Consider the following 21,995-nt stretch of genomic DNA (forward strand, 5'->3'; position numbering starts at 1 on the left):
GTGCCCCTTGTGGGTGAGAGGCCCCCAGTAGATGACTGGGTTGATAGGCCAGATGTGGAAGCACAGCAATGTGTGGAGCTGACTGGTACTAATGGCCGATGACTTTTCAACACAAAGTTTTTGTTTGCTGGTGTTCGCGTCCACTGTGTGGTTCTGGAGAAGCAACTCCTGCCATCGCGTCCCCCTGGGTGGGGGTGTGGTTGGTCAGGGCTGGTTGGTCTCGCCGTGTTACGGCGGTCATAGCATCGAGGAAACGCCCGGTTCCATTCCGAACCCGGAAGCTAAGCTCGATTGCGCCGATGGTACTGCACTCGGGAGGGTGTGGGAGAGTAGGTCGCCGCCGGACATCTTCATCGGGAAGGGTGGAGGACGTCGCTGGGACACTCGGGAGAGTGTCTCGCCGTCCCCGCCCTTCCCTTTTTTCATGCCCTTTTCCAGGGCCGGCTCAGACGCCCGCCCGCTCGTTCGCGGCGCCCCCGGCTGTGCGCTCCCCGTTCTTGAGCGCGCAGTCCACTCCGCCGATCCGGTACGGATCGCGCTCGCGTGTCCGCCTTCGGAGGTGCGGGCCATCGGGGCCCGTGGATCCTGATGACAGGACCGTGGTGGGTGCCGTTGGGGGCCGTGCGACCCTGCACCCTTCCTTCGGCGAAGGGCTGTGACCGGCGTCGTCACGGCCCGTCACACCCTGGTGAGAGCAGTCACGGGAGGCGGGGTTACCCACGCGTCGGGTCTCCGGGGTCCCCTACAGTGGGGGCGCGGAATCATCAACTGAAGAGGGACGGTCGCGTGGCTGAGCACAGCAGGAATGAAAGCGACCGCGGGGACGGCGAGCAGCGCCGGGAGGCCCGCGGTTCGTCGCAGGGAGCCCGGGATCAGCAGCGCCGCGAGGGGGATCGCGGGCGTCGTCCCGGGGGCCAGGACCGCCGCGACTCCGGCCGCGGGTACCGCGGCACCGATCGACCGCGTCGGGAGGAGGACCGTCCGTTCCGTGGCGGGGATCGTCCCAACCGTGACGGTGCTCGTTCCTATGGGAACGGCGACCGTCCGCGCAGGGACGGCGATCGCCCCTACCGCAGTGACGACCGTCCGCGTCGCGATGGCGATCGCCGCTACCGCAGTGACGACCGTCCGCGCAGGGACGGCGATCGCCCCTACCGCGGTGACGACCGTCCGCGCCGCGACGGCGACCGATCCTTCAACGGGAGCGGCCGTCCGCGTCGTGATGGTGACCGTCCGTCCCACAGCGGCGACCGCCCCCGTCGTGACGGGGAGCGGTCCTTCCGCAGCAACGACCGTCCGCGTCGCGATGGCGACCGTCCCTTCCGTGGGAGCGATCGTCCCCGTCGGGACGACGACCGTCGAGGACCGCAGCAGCGGCGCGGCGAGCGGGGCCCGTGGCGCGACGACGATGGTCGCCCGTCCCGTGATGACCGTCCGTCGCGCCGCGGTGACGATCGCCGGGGCTCCTGGGAGGACCGTGGAGCCCGCCGCGACGACGATCGCGGCCGGCGTCCGTCCCGTGACGGGCACGGCCCCCGGGATGACCGTGGAACCTGGTCCGGTGGCGGCTCGCGCTCGTCCCGCCCGGGGCAGGAGGCGCGTGCGCAGCGGCCCGTGGAGCCGGAGATCCCCGCAGGCATCACCGGCGCGGAGCTCGACAAGGAGATCCGCGGTGAGCTTCGCGGCCTGAGCAAGGAGACCGCAGAGCGCGTCTCCCAGCACCTCGTCGCCGCCTTCGCGCTCGAGGAGGTCGCGCCTGAGGTCTCGCAGGAGCACGCCCGCTTCGCCGCCCGTCTGGGCGGGCGCGTCGGCGTCGTCCGCGAGATGAACGGCATCCTCGCCTACCGGGCTGGCGACTACAGCACGGCCGTGCGCGAGCTCCGCACCTCGCTGCGCATCACCGGCCGCACCGATGTGCTGCCGATGATCGCGGACGCGGAGCGCGGCCAGGGCCGCCCCGAGCGGGCCCTCGACATCGCCGCCTCGGACGAGGCCGCCGGGCTCGGAGTCGATGCGTCCATCGAGCTGATGATCGTCGTGGCCGGGGCCTACGCGGACACCGGTGACGTCGAGACGGCCCTGCGCACGCTCGACATCCCCGCGCTGCGCCACAAGGTCAACGGTCGCTGGCAGGTGCGGCTCTGGGTCGCCTACGCGGATCTCCTCGAGCTCGCGGGCCGCGGGGACGAGGCCCACCGCTGGCTCGTCCTCGCCGCCGATGCGGATACGGAGGGGCTGACCGATGCGGGGGAGCGGCTGGGCCGTCCGGCCCCGGAGGTCGCCCCCGAGCCCTCCTGGGAGGACGACGAGCAGATCTCCGTCCTCGACGCCTATGACACGGAGGCCGAGGAGCGGGAGCGCGCCGAGGCGGAGGACGAGGAGCCCGCTGAGGCCGGCGCGGATGCCGTCGAGCCCGAGGGCATCGATGAGGACGTGTCCCACGGCGCCGACGCTGCCGACGAGTCCGACTCCGACATCGACGTGATCGACGAGCCCGGGGCCGACGACGATCCGGAGGGCGGGACCGACCCGGAGACCGCGGCGTCCGTCGACGGCGACGCCTCGACGTCGCCCGAGGCTGCGTCGGAGACGAGCCCCGAGGCCGCGTCGGAGACGAACTCCGAGGTCGAGCCGGAGGCGAGCCCCGAGGTCGAGTCGGAGCAGGCCGAGCAGGCAGAGGGGGCCCGGTGATCCGCAGGCCGGACCTCTCCCTGCTCGAGCAGTACGACGCCTTCCTCTTCGACCTCGACGGCACCCTCATGCACGGTGCGCGCCAGATCCCCCACGCCGGGGACGCCGTCGAGGCCGTGCGCGCCGCGGGTCATCCCGTCGCCTTCGCGACGAACAACGCCTCCCGCACCCCCCAGCAGGCCGCCGACCACCTCGGCGTGGTCGGCATCCCCGCCCGGGCCGAGGAGTTCGTGACCTCTCCCCAGGTGGCCGCACGTCTGCTCTCCGATCGTGTCCCCGCCGGCGCGATGGTCCTGGTCGTCGGCGGCCCGAGCCTCGCGGCCGAGGTCGAGGCCGCGGGCATGGTCCCCGTGGAGGAGGACCGCGAGGACGTCGCCGCCGTCATCCAGGGCTGGAGCCCGGACCTCGGCTGGTCCCGCCTCGCCGAGGGTGCCTACGCGATCCGCCGCGGGGCCGTCTGGATGGCCACCAACGTCGACGCGACCCTCCCCACGGAGCGCGGCCTCGCCCCGGGCAACGGCTCGCTCGTCGCGGCGCTCCGCCATGCGACCGGTGCGGAGCCGCTCGTCGCCGGCAAGCCCGAGCCGGGCATGTTCACCGTCGCCGCGCAGCAGGTCGGCGCGCGTCGGCCGCTCGTGATCGGCGACCGTCTGGACACCGACATCGAGGGCGCGAACCGGGCGGGCGTCGACGCGCTGCTCGTGCTCACCGGCGTCGACGGTCTCGAGGACGCCCTCCGGGCCGATCCGGTGCGTCGGCCCACCCACGTGCTGCCGGACCTCGAGCGCCTCGGCGCCCCGTTCGCCCTGCCCGTCGTCGAGGGTGACCGTGCCCGCTGCGGCGCGGTCGGCGCGACCTGGACGGAGCAGGGAGACATCCGACTGGAGCACGGCGACATCGCCGACGACGGCCTGCAGCGTGCCGTGCTCGCCCTGCTGGCCGTGCACTCCGCCGACCGCGCCTGGACGGGCCGCCTGCTGGACGCGCGGGGGACCGCCCTCGGCCCGATCCCGCGGTGAGCGGGGAGCGGCTGGACCGGGCGCTGCTCGCGGCCGGCCTCGCCCGCTCCCGCACCCACGCCCGGCGCATCGTCGAGGAGGGGCGCGCGCGGATCGGCGGGACGCCGGCGACCAAGGTCTCCCAGCAGGTGCCCGCCGGTGCCGAGCTGACCGTGGTCGACGTGCCCGACGGCGTCGAGTACGCCTCGCGCGCCGCCCACAAGCTGCTCCATGCGCTCGAGGGGTCCGGGGTGGATCCCGCCGGCCTGCGCTGCCTCGACGCCGGGGCCTCCACCGGCGGCTTCAGCGACGTGTTGCTGCGGCGCGGGGCCGCGACCGTGGTCGCCGTGGACATCGGCCACGACCAGCTCGCCGACCACGTGCGCGCGGATGACCGCGTGATCGTCATGGACGGGACGAGCGTCCGCGACCTCACACCGGGCGTGATCGGCGGGGAGGTCGACCTGGTGGTCGCGGATCTCTCCTTCATCTCCCTGCGCACCGTCGTCGCCGCCCTCGCCGGGGCGGTCCGCGAGGGCGGCGACCTGCTGCTCATGGTGAAGCCGCAGTTCGAGGTGGGGCGGGAGGCGCTCCCGCGGACGGGCGTGGTCACCGATCCCGCCGCGCGCGAAGAGGCCGTGCTCGGTGTGGCCCGTGAGGCCGCGCTCGCGGGGCTGCGGCCGCTCGCCGCCCGCACGAGCGCCCTGCCCGGCCAGGACGGCAACCGCGAGTACTTCCTGCACCTGCGCCGCACCGGCGCGACCTGCGGGCTCGACGCCGAGGCCTATGACATGATCGGGGACGCCGTGCACGGTGAGGACCGCTCCGCGAGGAGCCGTGGTCCCCGGGGCGCGGCCGGCCATCAGCCCCCGCAGCACACCCAGGAGGATCCACGAGCATGAGACGGTTCCTCCTCTACGTGCACTCCGGGCGCGCCTCCGCGCTCACCGCGATGCTCACCGTCCTCGCCGAGCTCGGCAACCGCGGGGTCCGCGCCGTGATCATCGACGAGCAGTACGACGAGATCCGCTCCGCTCCCGCGAGCGCGCTGCCGCCGACCCTGCTCGACATCCTCGACTCCGAGGAGGTCGACGTCGTCGACGCCGTCACCGCGGCGGACATGGTCGAGCTCGGGATCGTCCTCGGCGGCGACGGGACCATCCTGCGCGCACTCGAGGTGGTGCGCGAGGCGGGGGTCCCCGTGCACGGCGTGAACCTCGGTCACGTCGGCTTCCTCGCCGAGAGCGAGGTCGCGGAGCTCTCCACGACCGTGCGCCGGCTCCTCGACGTGGACTACGAGATCGAGGAGCGCGCGACGCTCGACATCGTCGTGCGGGACTCCGCCGACCACGTCCTTCACACCGACTGGGCGCTGAACGACGCGAGCCTCGAGAAGGCGGACCGCCAGAAGATGATCTACGTGGTCATCGAGATCGACGGCCGCCCCGTCTCCTCCTTCGGCTGCGACGGCGTGCTCCTGTCCAGCCCCACCGGCTCCACCGCCTACGGGTTCAGCGCGGGGGGCCCGATCGTCTGGCCCGAGGTGGACGCCTTCCTGCTCGTCCCGCTCGCCGCCCACGCCCTGTTCGCGCGCCCGCTCGTGCTGGGCCGCTCCTCCGAGGCCGCGATCGAGATGACGATCGACAACCGCGACGAGGGCGTGCTCACCCTCGACGGCCGCCGGGTGGTCGACATCCACGCGGGGATGCGCATCGAGGGGCGGCTCTCCCCGCGCTCCGTGCGTCTGGTGCGCCTGAAGAACACCCCCTTCGCCGACCGCCTCGTGGAGAAGTTCCAGCTCCCCGTCGTGGGCTGGCGCGGCCGCGTGGGCCGGCAGGTCTGACCGGGGTCGCCGCGTGCTGTCCACCCTCCGCATCCGCCACATCGGCGTGATCGACGACGCCACCCTCGAGTTCGGTCCCGGCTTCACCGCCCTCACCGGTGAGACCGGCGCCGGCAAGACGATGATCGTCACCGGTCTCACCATGCTGCTCGGCGCCCGGCTCGACCGCGGCCGCACCGAGGTCGCCTCGACCGTCGACGGGACACTCGCCCTCGCCGGCCACGAGCGCCTCGCGGCGGCGCTCGACGAGCTCGGCGCCGAGGACGAGGACGGCGAGGTCCTCGTGGTGCGCCGCGTGACCCGCGACGGCCGCTCCCGCGCGCAGCTCGGCGGGGTCCCCGTCCCCATCGGCACCCTCGCCGATCTCGTGGGCAGCGCCGTGACCGTCCACGGCCAGTCCGACCAGCAGCGTCTCCGCGACCCCGATGCGCAGCGCGAGGCGCTGGACCGCTTCGCGTCCGGCACGCTCGGGCCGCTGCTCGAGCGCCACCGCTCCGCCTGGGCCGAGCGCTCCGCCGCCCGTTCCCGCCTCACCGAGCTCGACGAGCTGCTCGCGGACCGCGAGCGCCGCGGCGCCCGGCTCCAGGAGGCCCTCGAGCGGATCGAGGGGACCGACCCGCAGCCGGGGGAGGACGACGAGCTGCGCGCCGAGCTCGAGCGGCTCGGGAGCGCCGAGGAGCTGCGCGGGGCCGGCGCGACCGCCGCCGACGCCCTCGTCGGCGACGACGGGCCCTCGGCAGGCGCCCTCGTCGACATCGCCGCGGAGGCCGTGGGACGCGCCGCCCGCACCGACCGGACGCTCGAGCCGATGCTCGAGCGCCTCGACGCGCTCCGCATCGAGATCTCCGACCTCGCCTCGGAGCTGTCCCTGTACGCGGAGGGGATCGACGCGTCCCCCGGGCGGGTCGACGCCGCGAACGAGCGGCTCGCCGAGCTCACCGCCCTCGTGCGGGACCTCGGCGCCCTCCTCCCGGGCCCCGACGGCCCCGCCGAGGACGTCACCGCCCTGCTGGAGACGTCCCGCACCGCCGCCGTGGATCTCGACCGCTTCGAGGGCGCCGAGTCCGAGCGCGCCTCGCTCTCCGAGCGGCTCACCCGGCTCGAGGACGAGCTCGACGACGCCGCCACGGAGCTGACCGCTGCGCGCACGACCGCCGCGGCGGAGCTCTCCGCCGCCGTCCAGGAGGAGCTGCGACTCCTCGAGATGCCGGACGCCGCCCTCACGGTCGAGGTGACCGCCCAGGCACATCGCTCCCACGGCCGCGACGCCGTCGCGATCCTGCTCGCCCCGCACCCCGGAGCGACGCCCCGCCCCGTGGGCAGCGCGGCCTCCGGCGGCGAGCTCTCCCGCGTCATGCTCGCCCTCGAGGTGGCCCTCGCCTCCTCGCGCGAGGACCGCACCGCCGCTCCCGTCTTCGTCTTCGACGAGATCGACGCCGGGATCGGCGGCCGGGCCGCGCTCGCCGTCGGCCAGCGCCTCCAGCAGCTCGCCCGTCACGCCCAGGTCATCGTCGTCACCCACCTCCCGCAGGTCGCGGCGCACGCGAGCACCCACCTGCAGATCGTGAAGTCCTCCGCGGAGGGCGCCACCAGCTCGACCGTCGAGGTCCTCGACCGGGCCGAGCGGATCCGCGAGCTCGCCCGCATGCTCGCGGGCGACGACCACTCCGACCTCGCGCTCGCCCACGCCGAGGAGCTGCTCGACGACGCCCGGGCGGGAGCCCGATGAGCCCCGCCGTCTCCGGCACCGCGAGGCTCGGCCGCCGCACCAAGGACCTCACCCAGCGCCTCGAGGCCGGCGACATCGCCGTCATCGACCACGAGGACATCGACCGCGTCGCCGCCGAGGCCCTCGTCGAGCGTCGGCCCGCCGCGGTGATCAACGCAGCCGCCTCCACCTCGGGCCGCTACCCCAACGCCGGTCCGCGGATCCTCGTCGAGGCGGGGATCGTGCTCGTCGACGCCGTCGGCCCCGCCCTCTTCGAGACCCTCCGGGACGGCGACGCGATCACGATCGAGCACGGTGCCGTGCATCGGGACGGCGAGGTGGTCCTCCACGGCGAGGCCCAGGACGACGCGACCGTCGCCGCCGCCCAGGAGGCCGCCCGCGAGGGGCTCTCCGAGCAGCTCGAGCTGTTCGCCGAGAACACGATGGAGTACATGCTCCGCGAGCGGGACCTGCTGCTGGACGGCGTGGGCGCCCCGGACGTGCGCACCCCCCTGCACGGCCGCTCGGTGCTGATCGTGGTGCGCGGCTACCACTACAAGGAGGACCTCGCGACCCTCCGACCCTTCATCCGGGAGAACCGGCCCGTGCTCATCGGGGTCGACGGCGGCGCCGACGCGGTCCTCGACAGCGGCCTGCGCCCCGACATGATCATCGGCGACATGGACTCGGTCTCCGACCGGGCCCTGCGCTCCGGGGCGGAGCTCGTCGTCCACGCCTACCGCGACGGCCGCGCACCCGGCCTCGAGCGGCTGAGCGAGCTCGGCCTCGAGGACCGCGCGGTCGTGTTCGCCGCCTCCGGCACGAGCGAGGACATCGCCATGCTCATGGCCGACGAGAAGGGCGCGAGCGTGATCGTCGCCGTCGGCACCCACGGCACCCTCGAGGAGTTCCTGGACAAGGGACGCGCCGGGATGAGCTCCACCTTCCTCACCCGGCTGCGGATCGGGTCCAAGCTGGTCGACGCGAAGGGCGTCTCCCGGCTGTACCGCCAGCGCATCTCCACCCTGCAGCTCGTGCTGCTCGCCCTCGCGGGCCTCGTCGCCCTGGGCGCCGCCCTCTGGTCCACCGAGGGGGGCCAGGCGCTGTTCCAGATCGTCGGCGCCCGCCTGGACGGCCTGCTGTCCGCCTTCACCCTGCTGTTCGAGCCCCGGCCCGCCGGGCCGTAGGAGGGAACCGATCCCGTGATCGACTTCCGATATCACCTCGTCTCGCTGATCTCCGTGTTCCTCGCCCTCGCGGTGGGGATCGTGCTGGGGGCGGGACCGCTGCGCGACACCCTCGGGGACCAGCTCTCCGGGCAGGTCGAGCAGCTCCGCACCGAGCAGGACACCCTGCGCGGCCAGGTCGACGAGCTCGAGGCGAGCAACGACCAGCTCGCCTCGTTCATCAGCGGTGTGGGACCCCAGATCGTCTCCGGCGCCCTCGCCGGCCAGGACGTCGCCGTCATCACCGACGACGACTCCACCCGCAGCTCCGTCGCGGCGCTCGGCACGCTGCTCGAGGACGCGGGCGCCGGGACGACCTCCCCGGTCGCCCTCGGCTCGACGCTCTGGGACCCCGCCGAGGGCGACGCCCGGGACGAGGCCGTCGCGGACGTCGAGAAGATCGCCCCCGGGGCGCTGATCAGCCAGGGCGCGGGCGACGCGACCGCGCCGACCTCCTCGGAGCAGCTCGCGACCCTCGTGGTCACGCTGCTCTCCGCCGACGACCCCGCAGGGCTCACCGACACGCAGCGCGAGCAGCTCTGGCAGGTGCTCCAGGACCACCAGCTGGTGACCCTCGCCGACGGCGTCCCGGGCACGGTCGACGCCGTCGTCTACGCGAGCGCGGACCCCGCCGAGTTCACCGTCGAGGCGGACGACGAGACCACCGCGACCGAGCGCGCGCAGGGGCAGCTCGCCGCGCAGTCGGCCCTGCTGGCCCGGCTGGTCGAGGACGACGTCCCGGCCGTCGTCGCCGCCGTCACCCCCGCGAACGACGCCTCCACCGGCATCCTGCGCACCGTGCGCGGCGACTCCCGCTTCACGACGCTCTCGACGACCGACCGGCTCCAGGAGGCCGACGGTCCGGTCCTCGCCGTCCTCGCCCTGGTCGAGCAGACCCGCGGCGGATCCGGCGCCTACGGCACCACGACCGACGCCGACGCGCGCCTGCCGCAGATCCCGGAGACGCAGGGGCTCGGCACGGGCACCGGCGCCTCCGACGGCGGGGGAGCGGGATGACCGGGGGAGCGCTCCGCACGGAGCTCGAGCGCACGAACTACGCCGGCCGCACCGTGACCCTCGCCGAGGGCGCGGCCGTCGTCGGTGCGACGACCCTGCTCTCCCTCCGCGCGGGCCGCGCGGACGCCGCCGTGATCGGCGCCATCGGAGCGCTCGGCCTCGCCGACGACCTCATCGAGCCGCGACGCCGCCGTGCCGGGCTGCCCGTCGAGAAGGGGCTGCGCGGCCATCTCGGGGCGCTGCGCCGCGGCCGCGTCACCACGGGCGCCGCGAAGGCGATCGGCATCCCCGTGGTCGCCGGCATCGGGGCGCTGCTCGCACCGGGGCCTCGCCGGCCGGTGGGGCTGATCGTCGACGCGGGCATCGCCGCGGGATCCGCGAACCTCGTCAACCTGCTGGACCTCCGCCCGGGACGGGCGCTCAAGGCGGTGCTCCCCGCCGCCGTGCTGCTGGCGGCCGTGCCCGTGCGCGCCGGTGAGGCGCGGGAGGCCCGTGAGAGCAGCGGCGCCGCGCTGGCCCTCGCCGCGCTGCTGCCGGGGCTCACCGCGCTGCCGGCGGACCTGGGGGAGCGCGGCATGCTCGGCGACGCGGGGGCCAACGCCCTCGGCGCCGCCACGGGGACCGCCGCCGCCCGCCGCCTCCCCGTCCCGGCCCGAGCGGCCCTGCTCGCAGGGATCGTCGCGCTCACCGCGGCGAGCGAGAAGGTCAGCTTCAGCGCGGTCATCGACCGGACCGCGGCGCTGCGCAGGATCGACCGCTGGGGGCGCCGCCCGCTGCCGGTCGACGAGGGGACGCGATGAGCGCCGCGCCTGCGCCGCACGCGGCCGAGCCCTCGAGGAGCGTCGGTCCCGGTGCGGCGTCCCTCGGCCGGACGGTCCTGCGCGGTGCGGGGATCATCCTCGTGGTCACCCTCGCCGCGCGCGTCGCCGGCTTCGTGCGCTACCTCGTCTTCGGGGCGAGCGTCGGCGCCGGGGACGTGGGCACCGCGTACTCGACCGCGAACCTCCTGCCCAATGTGCTCTTCGAGGTCGTCGCGGGCGGAGCACTCGCCGCCGTCGTCGTGCCGCTCGTCGCGGGTCTGGTCCCCGAGCGGGACCGACCTGCCGCCGCGGAGGGCGGCGACGTCGCCGCGGAGCGGGCCGACGGCGCCCGGCGGGCGGACTCGATCATCTCCGCGCTGCTGGGCTGGGCGCTGCTGCTGACCGTCCCGGTCGCCGTCGCCGTCTCCCTGTTCGCGAGCCCCATCGCGGGCTACCTGCTCGCGGCCGACGGCACCGGCGCCTCCGGTGTGGCGCTCGGGGCGCGACTGCTGCGGATCTTCTCGGTGCAGCTGCCGCTGTACGCGGTCGCCGTGGTGCTCGGCGCCTACCTGCAGGCGCGGCGGCGGTTCTTCTGGCCGGCGATGATGCCGCTCATCTCCTCGCTCGTGGTGATGGGCGCCTACCGGGTCTACGCGCTGCTGGTCCCCGCCGTCGCGACCTCCACCACGATCTCCTCGGGTGCCGTCGCCTGGCTCGGCTGGGGGACGACGGCCGGGGTCGCCGCCATGGCTCTCCCGGTCGCCGTGGCCGCCCGCCGCTCGGGGCTGCGCCTGCGCCCCACGCTGCGCATGCCCGAGGGGACGGGACGCCGCGCCCTGCGGCTCGGGGCCGCCGGTCTCGGGGCCGTGGGCGCCCAGCAGGCGGTCATCGCGCTCGTGATGGTGCTCGCGATGCGCGCCGGCGGCACGGGGACGCTGCCCGTCTTCCAGTACGCCCAGGCGCTGTACCTGCTGCCCTTCGCGATCCTCGTGGTGCCGCTGGTCACCGCCGGGTTCCCGCAGCTGTCGGAGCTGCGCCTGGTGGGGGACACGATCGGCTTCGCCCGCGCCACGACCGCCGGGCTCCGCTCCGTCATCGCCGCTTCGGTGCTCGGCGCCGCGGCCCTCATCGCCGCCGCCCCCGCGCTCGAGCAGTTCTTCCGGCTCGTGGACCGCGCCGGCGCCGGCGGCGTCGGCTCCGCGACGGCGGCCCTCGCCCTGGGCCTGCCCGGCTTCGCCGTGGCGACCCAGTGCACGCGCGTGCTCTCGGCCGCGCTGCGCGCCCGCGACGCGCTCCTCGTGGGCTCCGCGGGCTGGGTGGTCGCGGCGCTCCTCATCGTGATCCTCGTGCTGCCCTCCCCGGGGCGCACGAGCGCCATGGCCGCCACGGCCTTCGGCCTCTCGATCGCCGGCGGCATGGCGCTCTCCGCCCTCGTGGGGCTGGGGCGGGTGAGCGACCTCGTCGCCCCCGGCGGCCAGATCCCGCAGCTGCGCCGGATGGCGATCGTCGCACCGCTCGCGATGGTCGTCGCCTCGGTGCCCGGCCTCCTGGTCTCCAAGGCGCTCGTCACGGCGGGCACGGGGACGATCGGGACGGTCGCTTCGGGGGTGCTCGCCGCGCTGGTCTCCGCCCTGGTCGCGGCCCCGCTGCTCGCCCTGGGGGATCCGCTGCTCGCCCGCTCCGTGATGCGCCGCCTGCGACGCCGCGGCGGCGAGGAACTGCCCGGGGCGACGGCGACGGGCGCGGGGGAGCGCAGCGCCGAGGACCCCTCCGCATGAGCCTCCGGGTGCTGCTCGTGCGCCCGCGGGCGAGCGGCGGGCTCGCCGCGCACGTGGACCAGGAGCACGCCGCGCTCGAGGGGGCCGGGGTCGGGGTCCGTGCCTCGGCGGCGGTGATCGGGGAGCGTCCCTCACCGCGCGCCGACGCGGCCGCCCTGCGTGTGCTGCGCCGGGAGACGGCCGCCCTGCGCGCGACCGGGCCGATCGCCGTGCACGCGCACGGGCTGCGGGCCGGCGCCCTCGCGGCGCTCGCCGTGCGCTCCCTGGGACCGGCCAGCGGCGCGGCACCGGTGCGGCTCGTCGTGACCCTGCACAATCGCACCGTCGGCGGCACGGCCGTGCGCGCCGTGGGGGCGGTCCTGCTGCGGATCCTCACGAGCCGCGCCGACGTCGTCCTCGCCGTCTCCCCGGACCTCGCCGAGCAGGCGGCCCGCGCGGGGGCGAGCGAGGTGCTCCACGCCGTCGTCCCGGCTCCCGCAGGCCCGTCGGGTTCCTCCGATCCTGTCGATCCGGCGGGTCCTGCTGACCCTGCTGACGCCGGCCGACCGCTCGACGTGCTCGTCATCGCCCGCCTCGCCCCGCAGAAGGGGCTCCCGGACCTCCTGGACGCCGTCGCGGTGCTCGAACGGGACCTGGTGTCCCGGGGCAGGGTGCGCGTCGGCATCGCCGGGGACGGGCCGCTGCGGCAGGCGCTCGCCGAGCGGATCGCCGCGGAGCGTCTGCCGGTGGAGCTGCTGGGACGACGCGAGGACGTCCCCGCGCTGCTCTCCCGCGCGGACCTCGTGGTCTCCGCGGCGCGCTGGGAGGGACAGCCGGTCGCGCTCCAGGAGGCCCTCCGCGCCGGCCGCGCGATCATCGCGACGGATGCGGGCGGGACCCGCTGGGTGACGCAGGAGGCCGCGACACTCGTGCCCGTGGGCGACGCTCCCGCCCTCGCATCTGCGATCCTGGAGCATCTCGACCCGGCGGTCCGCCGCCACCGGGAGCAGGCCTCGCGACAGCGGGCCCGCTCCCTCCCCGGAGCACGTGACATGACCGACCAGCTCCTCGACGTCCTGGCCCCCCGCGATCCCCGATGGTAGGTTGACAGTCCGTGGCAGATACCAGCGTGAACACCCCCCGAACCGGTACCGGACCGATCCCCAGGATCGGCCAGAGCGCCTCGACGAAGCCGTTCCGGAATCCCGGCACCTCCAAGCACATCTTCGTGACCGGGGGTGTCGTCTCCAGCCTCGGGAAGGGCCTGACGGCCTCCTCGCTCGGCATGCTCCTGCGCTCCCGCGGCCTCGCGGTGAAGATGCAGAAGCTCGACCCGTACCTCAACGTGGACCCGGGCACCATGAACCCGTTCCAGCACGGCGAGGTCTTCGTGACCGAGGACGGCGCGGAGACCGATCTCGACATCGGCCACTACGAGCGCTTCCTCGACGAGAACCTCGGCGCGGACGCGAACGTGACTACGGGCCAGGTCTACTCGAACGTCATCGCCAAGGAGCGTCGCGGCGAGTACCTCGGCGACACCGTCCAGGTCATCCCGCACATCACGAACGCGATCAAGGAGTCGATGCGCGCCCAGGCCGGTGAGGGCGTGGACGTCATCATCACCGAGATCGGCGGCACCGTCGGCGACATCGAGTCCCAGCCGTTCCTCGAGGCCGCCCGCCAGGTGCGCCAGGACCTGGGCCGCGAGAACGTGTTCTTCGTGCACGTCTCGCTCGTGCCCTTCATCGGCCCCTCCCAGGAGCTGAAGACCAAGCCCACCCAGCACTCCGTCGCCGCGCTGCGCTCGATCGGCATCCAGCCCGACGCGATCGTGCTGCGCGCGGACCGCCAGCTGCCCACCTCGGTCAAGGCGAAGATCTCCTCCATGTGCGACGTCGACATCGACGCGGTCGTCACCTGCGCGGACGCCCCCTCGATCTACGACATCCCCCACGTCATCCACGACGAGGGCCTGGACGCCTACGCGATCCGTCGACTCGACCTGCTCAGCCACGACGTGGACTGGTCGCAGTGGGACTCCCTGCTCCAGCGCGTCCACCACCCGGTGCACACCGTCGAGGTGGCGCTCGTGGGCAAGTACGTCGACCTCCCCGACGCCTACCTCTCGGTGACCGAGGCGGTCCGCGCCGGCGGCTTCCACCACAGCGCCAAGGTCGCGATCCGCTGGGTCGAGTCCGATTCCTGCGCGACCGCCGAGGGCGCCGCCGCGGCGCTCAAGGGCGTCGACGCGATCGTCGTCCCCGGCGGCTTCGGCGTGCGCGGCGTCGACGGGAAGGTCGGCGCCCTGCGCCACGCCCGCACCCACGGCATCCCCGCCCTGGGCCTGTGCCTCGGCATGCAGTGCATGGTCATCGAGTACGCCCGCACGGAGCTCGGCTGGGCCGACGCCCACTCCTCCGAGTTCGACCCGACGACCGCCCACCCGGTCATCGCGACGATGGCGGAGCAGCAGGACATCGTCTCCGGCGAGGGTGACCTGGGCGGCACGATGCGCCTGGGCTCCTACGACCACCAGCTCACCGAGGGGTCGCTCGCGGCGACCGTCTACGGCTCCACCCGGGTCGCCGAGCGCCACCGCCACCGCTACGAGGTCAACAACGGCTTCCGCGAGGAGATCGAGAAGGCCGGGCTGCGGATCTCCGGCGTCTCCGCGGACCGCTCGCTCGTGGAGTTCGTGGAGCTGCCCGTCGAGGAGCACCCGTACTACATCGGCACGCAGGCCCATCCGGAGCTGAAGTCCCGTCCCACCACGGCGCACCCGCTGTTCGCGGGTCTCGTCGGCGCCGCGATCGACGCCCAGAAGGCCACCCGTCTGCTCGAGGTCGACCCGGTCGAGGTGGACCCGGTCGTCGAGATCGACGACGCCGCCGCGGACGCCGAGGATGCCTGACCAGCACGAGGGGCAGGTCCCGCAGGAGCTGCGGGACCTGCCCTCCCCCCGACCCGTCGCCGAGCGCACCCTGCTGCACGACGGCATGGTCTGGGACCTGGTGCGCGACACGATCGACTTCGCACCGGGCGTCCGCTTCGACCGCGAGTACGTGTGGCACACCGGTGCCGTCGCCGTGCTCGCGGTCGACGACGCCGACCGTGTCCTGATGATCCGTCAGTACCGCCACCCCGTGGGCCACGAGCTCTGGGAGATCCCGGCCGGCCTGCTCGACCTCGACGGCGAGGCGCCGCATCTGGCGGCCGCCCGCGAGCTCGCCGAGGAGACTGGCACCGAGCCGCTGTCCCTCTCCACCCTGGTGGACCTGCGCCCCAGCCCCGGCGGGAACGACGAGGTCATCCGGGTCTACCTCGCCGACGGCGTCCGGGCGAGCGACCAGGAGTACGAGCGCACCCACGAGGAGGCGGAGATCGTCACGCGCTGGGTGCCGCTCGCGGAGGCGGTCACCGCCGTGCTCGAGGGCCGCATCACGAACGGCACGACCGTCTCGGCGCTGCTCGCGCTGCAGGCGGCCCGGACGACGGGCGCCGCCCTCCGCCCGGCCGACGCCCCTTTCATGGCCCGACCCGGGCGCGACTGAGCCGCCGCGGCGGGCGGAGGGCGACCGCCGGAAGCGCCTCCCGGCCTCAGCGGTCCTCGTAGAGGCAGAACGGGTGCCCGGCGGGGTCGAGCATGACGTGCACGTCCTCCTGCGGCTGGAACTCCGCGAGCCGTGCGCCGAGCTCCTGCGCCGCCGCGACGGCCGTCGCCACGTCACGAGCACCGATGTCGAGGTGCATCATCATGTGGGGCTCGCCGGGCCCGGCGGGCCACCTCGGCGGCGCATAGTGCTCCTCGCTCTGGAAGGCGAGGTTCGCCGGGGCTCCGGGGACCTGCATGGTGCACCAGTCCGGGGTGTCGGCGTGCAGAGGCCATCCGAGCAGGTCCCGGTAGAAGTGCGCGAGCGGCTGCGCCTGCGGGGCGCTCAGCACGGTCCCGATCCAGCCGCTGAGGTGCGGTCGCGAGGAGAGGGGTGGCGGGGTCTCGTCCATCGCCCCATCCCACGCCGGGCGGGCCGGGCCGTCAAGGACGGGGCAGCCTCATCGGCCCGTCTCGGCTTGCTCGACGAGCGCCCCTCGGATCACCGACGCGGTCTGCTCGACCTGCCAGGGCCGCGCGCCGAGGGCGAGCAGCTCCTCCTCGACTTGGGCGACGTCGCCCGGGGTCTCGTGCTCCCAGGTCCAGGAGCGCAGCACGCCCGGCTGGAGGAGGTTCTCGGTGGGCACGTGCAGCTCCTCCGCCCGCTCGCCGACGGCCGTGCGCAGCAGCTGGTACCGCTCCCAGACCTCGGGGTGCTTCTTCGACCACAGCTTGTGGGGCGGGGGATAGGACGCCTCGGAGCGGTCGGGCAGGTGCGCGGCGGGGAGGTCGAGGCCCGAGCGGGCCGCCTTCCACCAGGTGTCCTTCTTGCGCAGGGGCGCCGGCAGCGAGCGGTCGAAGGCCTCACGGCCGCGAGGGGACTCCTTGGCCGCCGCGACGATGTCGCGGTCCTTGATGACCCGGTGCGGGGAGAGGTCCTCGCGGGAGGCGATCTCGTCGCGACGCTCCCACATGGCGCGCGCCGCTGCGAGCTGCTTGGTCGAGCGCAGCCCACCGATGCCGTGCAGGCCCCGCCAGCTCGAGGAGCGGGTGGGACCCTGCTCCCGGGCCGCCTCGTGGGCGAACTCCTCGCGGGCCCACTGCTCCTTGCCCGCCTCGCGCAGTCGTGCCGCGAGCACGTCCCGCACCTCGACGAGGACCTCGACGTCGAGCGCCGCGTAGACGAGCCAGCTCTCCGGGAGCGGACGCTTGGACCAGTCCGCGGCGGAGTGCTCCTTGGCCAGCGAGAGGCCGAGGGTGTCCTCGACGACCGCGCCCAGGCCCACGCGCTCCATGCCCAGCAGGCGGGCGGCGAGCTCGGTGTCGAAGAGGGAGCCGGGACGCAGGCCCAGCTCGGCGAGGCTCGGGAGGTCCTGGCCGGCCGCGTGGAGGACCCATTCGCGCTCCGCGAGGAGCGTGGGGAGGGTCGAGGGCATCGTGAAGGCGAGGGGGTCGATGAGCGCCGTGCCCCCGGCCTCGGTGCGCAGCTGGACGAGATAGGCGCGTGAGCTGTAGCGGTAGCTCGAGGCGCGCTCGGCGTCGACCGCGACGGGCTCGTCGGGGGCGCTCGCCGCGGCCTCGCACCAGGCCAGGAGCGGCTGGATCCGGTCGATGACGGGCACGAGGCCGTCGCGCGGCGCGGTGAGCGGGGTCGGGGCGGGGCGCTCGGCGTCCTCGGCCGCGGGGTCCGGGGTGGTCTGGTCGCGGACGGGACCGGTCATCATTCTCCTGGGGAGGGGGCGGTGCTGGGGGAGCCGGGGGAGCGCGGTGCACGCGCCCGGTGGCTCGGGGCGATCGGTGCGACGCGCGCCGGGGCGGGCGGCAGGCCCCCCGCGGCGGCGAGCATCGCGGTCCAGGCGTCGAAGTGCGGGGCGAGGTCCTCGCCGGCGGGGGTCCACGAGACGCGCATCTCGACGTCGACCGTCGAGGGGCGCGAGGCGAGGGAGCCGTAGGACTGGGAGACCACGCGGGTCGCCGTGCAGCCCAGCTCGCGGGACTCGGCGCCGTGCAGCTCGAGGGACTCGGTGACCCAGGACCAGGCGACGTCGCCGAGCATCGACTCGATCGCGAACTCGGGCTCGAGCTGCGCCTGCACCAGCGCGACCATGCGCACCGTGCCGTCCCAGGCCTCCTGGCCCTCGGGGTCGTGGAGGATGACCAGGCGCCCGCTCGCGAGCTCCTCGTCGTGGACCACGATCTCCGCGGTCGCCGCCCATGCGGAGGGCGCCATGCGAGAGGGGGCGGGGATCTCCCGCCATTCCAGCTCGGGGCGCAACGCGGTGGCGGTCATCGCCGCGACGGCGGAGCGGAAGGCGTCGTCGCCGGGACGGAATCGATGCACGGACACGCGTGGGAGCGTATCCGGACGCACCGGGCGCACGGCGCAGGCGCGCCGCCCGCCGGGGAACCGGCTCCCGCGGTCCCGCTCGCGGTCACGGGAGCAGCGCCGGTGTCGGCGCGGAGGCGGGGCCCGGCGCCGCTCCGGCTCAGGCCCCGGCGGCGTCGTCGGAGTGGACGAGGCTCACCGAGTTGATGCAGTACCGCTCGTCCGTGGGGGTGGGGAAGCCCTCGCCCTCGAAGACGTGGCCCAGGTGCGAGCCGCAGCGGGCGCAGCGCACCTCCACGCGCCGCATGCCCAGCGACGTGTCCTCGAGGAGCTCGACGGCGTCGGAGTCCGCGGGGGCGTAGAAGGCGGGCCATCCGCAGTGCGCGTCGAACTGGGTCTCGGCGGTGAACAGCTCGGCGCCGCAGGCGCGGCAGGCGTAGGTGCCGGCCTCGCGGACCTCCTCGTACTCGCCCGTGAAGGGGCGCTCCGTGGCGCCCTCGCGCAGCACCTGGTAGGCGGCGGGGTCGAGGCGCTCGCGCCACTCCTCCTGGCTGATGGCCACGGGATAGGGACGGGATCCGATGGGCTGGTGGGACACGGGGTCCTCCGATCTGCGGGAGCGGTCGCGGCGGGCGGTGGGAGCGCCGTGGGGCGGCTCCGGGGGAGCGGGACCGGCCGTGCGCACGAGATCGAGGACGTGCAGGTCGGGGCCGATCGCTCCCAGCGGGCGCCCTGACTCGATCCTAGGCCGATGTCTAGACTGCTGGGCATGAGCCGCGACACCTCCGGGACCACCCTCCGCCACCGCGAGCAGGACATCCAGGAGCGCCGCACCTCCCTGCTCCCGCACATCCGCTGGGCGGACGCGGCCGTGGTCGGAGGGGTCGGCGCCGCCGGGGCCTTCGCCCTCAGCGCCGGGCTGCTCGCCCTCGGCGCCCGGGTCATGGCGCGGCTCCCGCTCGTGCCCCAGATGGGGATCCGCCAGCGGCCCGATCTCGCGGTCCGCGCCGTCTTCCCGGACCGCGTCCACCTCGACGAGTCCTCGGAGTCGCGCCGGGCCGGGTACCTCGCCCTGCGCCAGGGCGGGGGCGGCGTGCACCTCCGGCTGGGCCCCGTGGAGGGCCGCCCGACGCCGCGCACCGTCGCCCGTCCCGTGCTGGCGAGGGACACGGGCGCCCCGCTCCAGGTCGCGCGCACCAACGTCAACGGCTTCTTCTGGGCCGGCACCCCGTGGACGGCCCACGGCCTGCCCACCGAGGACGTCCAGGTCGACTCGCCGGTCGGGTACATGCCGGCGTGGCTGGTGCGGCCGGACGAGGCGGCGGGCTCCGCCCCGGGCAACGCGGACACCTGGGCGATCTTCGTGCACGGGCACGGATCGACGCGCGGGGAGTCGCTGCGCAGCATCCCGCTCCTGCACCGCCTGGGGCTCACGACGCTCGCGATCACCTACCGCAACGACGCCGGCGGCCCGGCCTCCGCCGACAGCATGTACCACCTCGGCTCGGACGAGTGGGAGGACACCGAGGCGGCGATCGAGTACGCGCTCGCGAACGGTGCCCGGCGCATCGTGCTCATGGGCTTCTCGATGGGCGGCGGCATCGTCCTGCGCACCTCCGTGCGCTCCGCGCACCGCGACGCGATCGCCGCGCTCGTGCTCGACTCCCCGGCCGTGGACTGGCAGGACATCCTCATCTACCACGCGACGGCGCTCAAGGCCCCGCGCCCCATGCGCCGGCTCGCGCTGTGGATGATGACCTCGAACCGGGGCGCGCGCATCGTGCGCCTCCACGAGCCGCTCGCGCTCGCCGAGATGACCCCCGACTTCTACGGCCGCACCCTGCGCCATCCCACGCTGCTCTTCCACGCTCTGGACGATGCGACGGTGCCGCCCGCCCCCAGCCGGCGGCTCGCCGCGCTGCTCCCGGACCTCGTGCGCTTCGAGCCCTTCGAGGGCGCGTCCCACACCCGCGAGTGGAACCGGGACCCGGGCCGCTGGGAGCGGATCCTCGCCGAGTTCCTCGTGGACACGCTCGATCTCGGGGTCGACGTCGGCGCGCTCGAGCTCCCGCTGCGGGACCCCGCCTCGCCGCCGCTGCCGCAGTCGGTCGGCACGCGGGTCTGAGCGGCCCCGGGAGGCGGGAGCCCGATCAGTCCCGTCGCCGCCAGCGCGGGATCATCGCCTCCTCGCCGAGCAGCAGCGAGTCCAGCGCCCAGCGCTGATCGCGAGGCGCCCCGTCGATCACGTGCGGGGAGCTCCCGCCCACCGTGCGCGCCGTGATCGAGAAGCACAGCTCGTCGAGCCGTCCCGCGGCGGCGAGCGTGCCCAGGGTGCCGGGCCCGCCCTCCGCCTGGATCGCGAGGAGCCCGCGCCCGGCGAGCACGTCGAGCGCCTCGACCGCGCCGGCGGCGGCGAGCACCTGCTCGGCCGGCAGCCCCGACCGCTCCCGGGCGGCGTCGAGTCCCGTCGACGGGGTGAGCAGCAGCAGCGGCCAGTGCTGGTCCAGACCCTCCGGCAGCTCGCCGGTCGTGGAGAGCACGGCGAGCAGGGGGGTGCGCCCACCGCCCGGTCGGTGGTCCCCGCCGGTGAGGTGCTCGTCCTCGGCCGGGTGCGTGTAGTCCTCGGCCCGCACGGTCCCCGCGCCCACGAGCACGACGTCCGCGAGGGCGCGCAGCACGCCGAAGACGAGCGAGTCGTCGGGATTGCGCAGGGTGCCGCTCGTGCCGTCGGCACCGGTCACGGAGCCGTCGATCGTCGTGTTCATCATGGCCCGCACGCTCGTGCGGCCGGCGGGCGGCGCATACAGCTCGGCGAGCGCGAGCGCCCCGTCGGCGTCGTCGTCGATCCGGAGGGGGCGGGGGAGGAGGGCGCCGTCGCGCCGGACCAGCTGCAGGGAGCTCATGCCCCGATCATCCCGCACCTCCCCGTGGACCGGGTCAGGTCCCGCGCGCCCCTACACTGGCCCGCGTGACCGCCGCCCTCGCCGACCGCCGCCCCGAGCCCACCCTGGACCGCCTCCTCGCGGACCTGGTGCCGCCGCCCCGGTTCGCGCAGGCGCGTCTGGAGACCTATCGCCCGGACCCCGAGCACCCCTCCCAGCAGCAGGCCAAGGAGCGGATCACGGCCTTCGCCGCGGAGCTCTCCCGCCCGCGGAAGGCCGGCCTGCTCTCACGGCTGCGCCGGCAGAGCACCGAGGCGCGCGGCATCTACCTCGACGGCGGCTTCGGCGTGGGCAAGACCCACCTGCTGACCTCGCTGTTCCATGCGGTGCCCGGCAAGCGGGTCTACGGGACCTTCGTCGAGTACACGGACCTCGTGGGGGCGCTCGGCTTCCAGCGGGCCGTGGACCTGCTGGGCGAGAGCGTCCTGGTGTGCATCGACGAGTTCGAGCTCGACGACCCCGGCGACACGCTGCTCATGACCCGCCTGATCCGTGAGCTCTCCGACCGGGGCGTCGCCGTCGCGGCGACCTCGAACACCCTGCCGGAGGCGCTCGGCGAGGGACGCTTCGCCGCCCAGGACTTCCTGCGCGAGATCCGCTCCATGTCCGAGCGGTTCGACGTCTTGCGCATCGACGGCGAGGACTACCGGCGCCGGGACGGGATCCGGGAGATCGCGGCGCTCCCGACCGATCAGGTGCGCGAGCATGCCGCGGCCCGGGAGGGCGCGACCCTCGACTCCTTCGACGACCTGCTCGACCACCTCGCGACCCTGCACCCCTCCCGCTACGGCGCCCTCATCGACGAGGTGACCGCGGCGCACGTGACCGGGCTGCACGTGCTCACCCACCACCACCACGCGCTGCGCTTCGTCGTCCTCGTGGACCGGCTCTACGACCGGGAGGTGCCGATGCTGCTCTCCGCGGAGGACGACGCCGCCGTGGTGCCGACCCTGTTCACCGAGGAGCTGCTGCGCAGCGGCTACCGCAAGAAGTACTACCGCTCGCTCTCGAGGCTCGCCTCGCTCGCCCACGACGGCCTCGCCCTCGCCGAGGAGCCCACGGCGCGCTGAGCCGGACCCGGGACCCGGGGAGTCG

20 protein-coding genes and 2 rRNA genes are annotated in these 21,995 nt (G+C 74.7%); 16 read left to right on the top strand and 6 right to left on the bottom strand.

The genetic code is table 11. The features are described from left to right. Positions 1–111: ribosomal RNA gene (locus ABD080_RS10095) — 23S ribosomal RNA — on the top strand; the annotation flags it as partial. 118 nt (positions 112–229) lie between these two features. Next, positions 230–346, top strand: a 5S ribosomal RNA gene (gene rrf, locus ABD080_RS10100). A 332-nt stretch (positions 347–678) separates the two neighbouring features. Here the strand turns inward: rrf and ABD080_RS10105 are convergent. Continuing rightward, positions 679–1,530: a hypothetical protein gene (locus ABD080_RS10105; protein WP_264451626.1), complete on the bottom strand. Its 852-nt coding sequence runs from the start codon at positions 1,528–1,530 to the stop codon at positions 679–681. A gap of 84 nt (positions 1,531–1,614) precedes the next feature. Here ABD080_RS10105 and ABD080_RS10110 point away from each other — a divergent pair, with 84 nt between their 5' ends. The 12 genes from ABD080_RS10110 (at position 1,615) to ABD080_RS10165 (ending at position 15,594) form a co-directional block, all read left to right on the top strand. Next, entirely contained in the window at positions 1,615–2,691 is a 1,077-nt protein-coding gene (locus tag ABD080_RS10110; RefSeq protein ID WP_264451627.1) for a hypothetical protein, read from the top strand. Continuing rightward, positions 2,688–3,710 (top strand): HAD-IIA family hydrolase, encoded by a 1,023-nt coding sequence (locus ABD080_RS10115; RefSeq protein ID WP_264451628.1) that lies wholly within the window; start codon positions 2,688–2,690, stop codon positions 3,708–3,710. Before ABD080_RS10110 ends, ABD080_RS10115 begins: the two co-directional genes overlap by 4 nt. Then, positions 3,707–4,591 (top strand): TlyA family RNA methyltransferase, encoded by an 885-nt coding sequence (locus ABD080_RS10120; protein ID WP_264451629.1) that lies wholly within the window; start codon positions 3,707–3,709, stop codon positions 4,589–4,591. Before ABD080_RS10115 ends, ABD080_RS10120 begins: the two co-directional genes overlap by 4 nt. Then, positions 4,588–5,532 (top strand): NAD kinase, encoded by a 945-nt coding sequence (locus tag ABD080_RS10125; protein ID WP_259362595.1) that lies wholly within the window; start codon positions 4,588–4,590, stop codon positions 5,530–5,532. Before ABD080_RS10120 ends, ABD080_RS10125 begins: the two co-directional genes overlap by 4 nt. Positions 5,533–5,545: 13 nt before the next feature. Further along, positions 5,546–7,261: a DNA repair protein RecN gene (gene recN, locus ABD080_RS10130; protein ID WP_343904691.1), complete on the top strand. Its 1,716-nt coding sequence runs from the start codon at positions 5,546–5,548 to the stop codon at positions 7,259–7,261. Beyond that, entirely contained in the window at positions 7,258–8,427 is a 1,170-nt protein-coding gene (gene steA, locus ABD080_RS10135) for a putative cytokinetic ring protein SteA (RefSeq protein ID WP_343904692.1), read from the top strand. The genes recN and steA overlap by 4 nt, the downstream gene beginning before the upstream one ends. A gap of 15 nt (positions 8,428–8,442) precedes the next feature. Continuing rightward, on the top strand, positions 8,443–9,483 hold the full coding sequence (locus tag ABD080_RS10140) for a copper transporter (protein ID WP_343904693.1): 1,041 nt from the start codon (positions 8,443–8,445) through the stop codon (positions 9,481–9,483). Beyond that, the gene (locus tag ABD080_RS10145) at positions 9,480–10,283 is read left to right on the top strand and encodes a hypothetical protein (RefSeq protein WP_343904694.1); all 804 of its coding nucleotides are present in this window, start codon (positions 9,480–9,482) and stop codon (positions 10,281–10,283) included. Before ABD080_RS10140 ends, ABD080_RS10145 begins: the two co-directional genes overlap by 4 nt. Next, the gene (murJ, locus tag ABD080_RS10150) at positions 10,280–12,061 is read left to right on the top strand and encodes a murein biosynthesis integral membrane protein MurJ (RefSeq protein WP_343904695.1); all 1,782 of its coding nucleotides are present in this window, start codon (positions 10,280–10,282) and stop codon (positions 12,059–12,061) included. The genes ABD080_RS10145 and murJ overlap by 4 nt, the downstream gene beginning before the upstream one ends. Then, positions 12,058–13,143 carry a glycosyltransferase gene (locus tag ABD080_RS10155; protein WP_343904696.1) on the top strand — a complete coding sequence of 362 codons (1,086 nt, stop codon included), beginning with the start codon at positions 12,058–12,060 and terminating at the stop codon, positions 13,141–13,143. Before murJ ends, ABD080_RS10155 begins: the two co-directional genes overlap by 4 nt. 65 nt (positions 13,144–13,208) lie before the next feature. Continuing rightward, positions 13,209–14,954, top strand: coding sequence for a CTP synthase (gene pyrG, locus ABD080_RS10160; protein ID WP_343906076.1), 1,746 nt, complete (start codon positions 13,209–13,211; stop codon positions 14,952–14,954). Beyond that, entirely contained in the window at positions 14,947–15,594 is a 648-nt protein-coding gene (locus tag ABD080_RS10165; protein WP_343904697.1) for an NUDIX domain-containing protein, read from the top strand. Before pyrG ends, ABD080_RS10165 begins: the two co-directional genes overlap by 8 nt. A gap of 46 nt (positions 15,595–15,640) precedes the next feature. Here the strand turns inward: ABD080_RS10165 and ABD080_RS10170 are convergent, their stop codons facing one another. From ABD080_RS10170 to msrB, 4 genes are all read right to left on the bottom strand, one after another. Then, positions 15,641–16,045 carry a VOC family protein gene (locus tag ABD080_RS10170; RefSeq protein ID WP_343904699.1) on the bottom strand — a complete coding sequence of 135 codons (405 nt, stop codon included), beginning with the start codon at positions 16,043–16,045 and terminating at the stop codon, positions 15,641–15,643. Positions 16,046–16,093: 48 nt separating this feature from the next. After that, on the bottom strand, positions 16,094–17,353 hold the full coding sequence (locus ABD080_RS10175) for an HRDC domain-containing protein (RefSeq protein ID WP_343904701.1): 1,260 nt from the start codon (positions 17,351–17,353) through the stop codon (positions 16,094–16,096). Further along, positions 17,353–17,979 carry a DUF3000 domain-containing protein gene (locus ABD080_RS10180; RefSeq protein WP_343904703.1) on the bottom strand — a complete coding sequence of 209 codons (627 nt, stop codon included), beginning with the start codon at positions 17,977–17,979 and terminating at the stop codon, positions 17,353–17,355. The genes ABD080_RS10175 and ABD080_RS10180 overlap by 1 nt, the downstream gene beginning before the upstream one ends. Before the next feature lie 139 nt (positions 17,980–18,118). Beyond that, the gene (gene msrB / locus ABD080_RS10185) at positions 18,119–18,556 is read right to left on the bottom strand and encodes a peptide-methionine (R)-S-oxide reductase MsrB (protein ID WP_259360102.1); all 438 of its coding nucleotides are present in this window, start codon (positions 18,554–18,556) and stop codon (positions 18,119–18,121) included. A gap of 171 nt (positions 18,557–18,727) precedes the next feature. Between msrB and ABD080_RS10190 the strand changes: the two genes are divergently transcribed. After that, positions 18,728–20,083, top strand: coding sequence for an alpha/beta hydrolase family protein (locus ABD080_RS10190; protein WP_343904707.1), 1,356 nt, complete (start codon positions 18,728–18,730; stop codon positions 20,081–20,083). A 25-nt stretch (positions 20,084–20,108) separates the two neighbouring features. Here the strand turns inward: ABD080_RS10190 and ABD080_RS10195 are convergent, their stop codons facing one another. After that, positions 20,109–20,861 carry a dihydrofolate reductase family protein gene (locus tag ABD080_RS10195; RefSeq protein ID WP_343904709.1) on the bottom strand — a complete coding sequence of 251 codons (753 nt, stop codon included), beginning with the start codon at positions 20,859–20,861 and terminating at the stop codon, positions 20,109–20,111. A gap of 65 nt (positions 20,862–20,926) precedes the next feature. Between ABD080_RS10195 and zapE the strand changes: the two genes are divergently transcribed. Next, on the top strand, positions 20,927–21,970 hold the full coding sequence (zapE, locus tag ABD080_RS10200; protein WP_343904711.1) for a cell division protein ZapE: 1,044 nt from the start codon (positions 20,927–20,929) through the stop codon (positions 21,968–21,970). Positions 21,971–21,995: the final 25 nt, after the last annotated feature.

This window comes from Brachybacterium rhamnosum (assembly GCF_039526185.1).
In the GTDB taxonomy this organism is placed as follows: domain Bacteria; phylum Actinomycetota; class Actinomycetes; order Actinomycetales; family Dermabacteraceae; genus Brachybacterium; species Brachybacterium rhamnosum.

What these genes read in the sequence shown, in the direction of transcription:
- ABD080_RS10125 (WP_259362595.1), top strand. Translation starts at nt 4,588, where the DNA reads ATGAGACGGTTCCTCCTCTACGTGCACTCCGGGCGCGCCTCCGCGCTC.
- steA (WP_343904692.1), top strand. Translation starts at nt 7,258, where the DNA reads ATGAGCCCCGCCGTCTCCGGCACCGCGAGGCTCGGCCGCCGCACCAAG.
- ABD080_RS10145 (WP_343904694.1), top strand. Translation starts at nt 9,480, where the DNA reads ATGACCGGGGGAGCGCTCCGCACGGAGCTCGAGCGCACGAACTACGCC.
- murJ (WP_343904695.1), top strand. Translation starts at nt 10,280, where the DNA reads ATGAGCGCCGCGCCTGCGCCGCACGCGGCCGAGCCCTCGAGGAGCGTC.
- ABD080_RS10155 (WP_343904696.1), top strand. Translation starts at nt 12,058, where the DNA reads ATGAGCCTCCGGGTGCTGCTCGTGCGCCCGCGGGCGAGCGGCGGGCTC.
- ABD080_RS10165 (WP_343904697.1), top strand. Translation starts at nt 14,947, where the DNA reads ATGCCTGACCAGCACGAGGGGCAGGTCCCGCAGGAGCTGCGGGACCTG.
- ABD080_RS10170 (WP_343904699.1), bottom strand. Translation starts at nt 16,045, where the DNA reads ATGGACGAGACCCCGCCACCCCTCTCCTCGCGACCGCACCTCAGCGGC.
- ABD080_RS10175 (WP_343904701.1), bottom strand. Translation starts at nt 17,353, where the DNA reads ATGACCGGTCCCGTCCGCGACCAGACCACCCCGGACCCCGCGGCCGAG.
- ABD080_RS10190 (WP_343904707.1), top strand. Translation starts at nt 18,728, where the DNA reads ATGAGCCGCGACACCTCCGGGACCACCCTCCGCCACCGCGAGCAGGAC.
- ABD080_RS10195 (WP_343904709.1), bottom strand. Translation starts at nt 20,861, where the DNA reads ATGAGCTCCCTGCAGCTGGTCCGGCGCGACGGCGCCCTCCTCCCCCGC.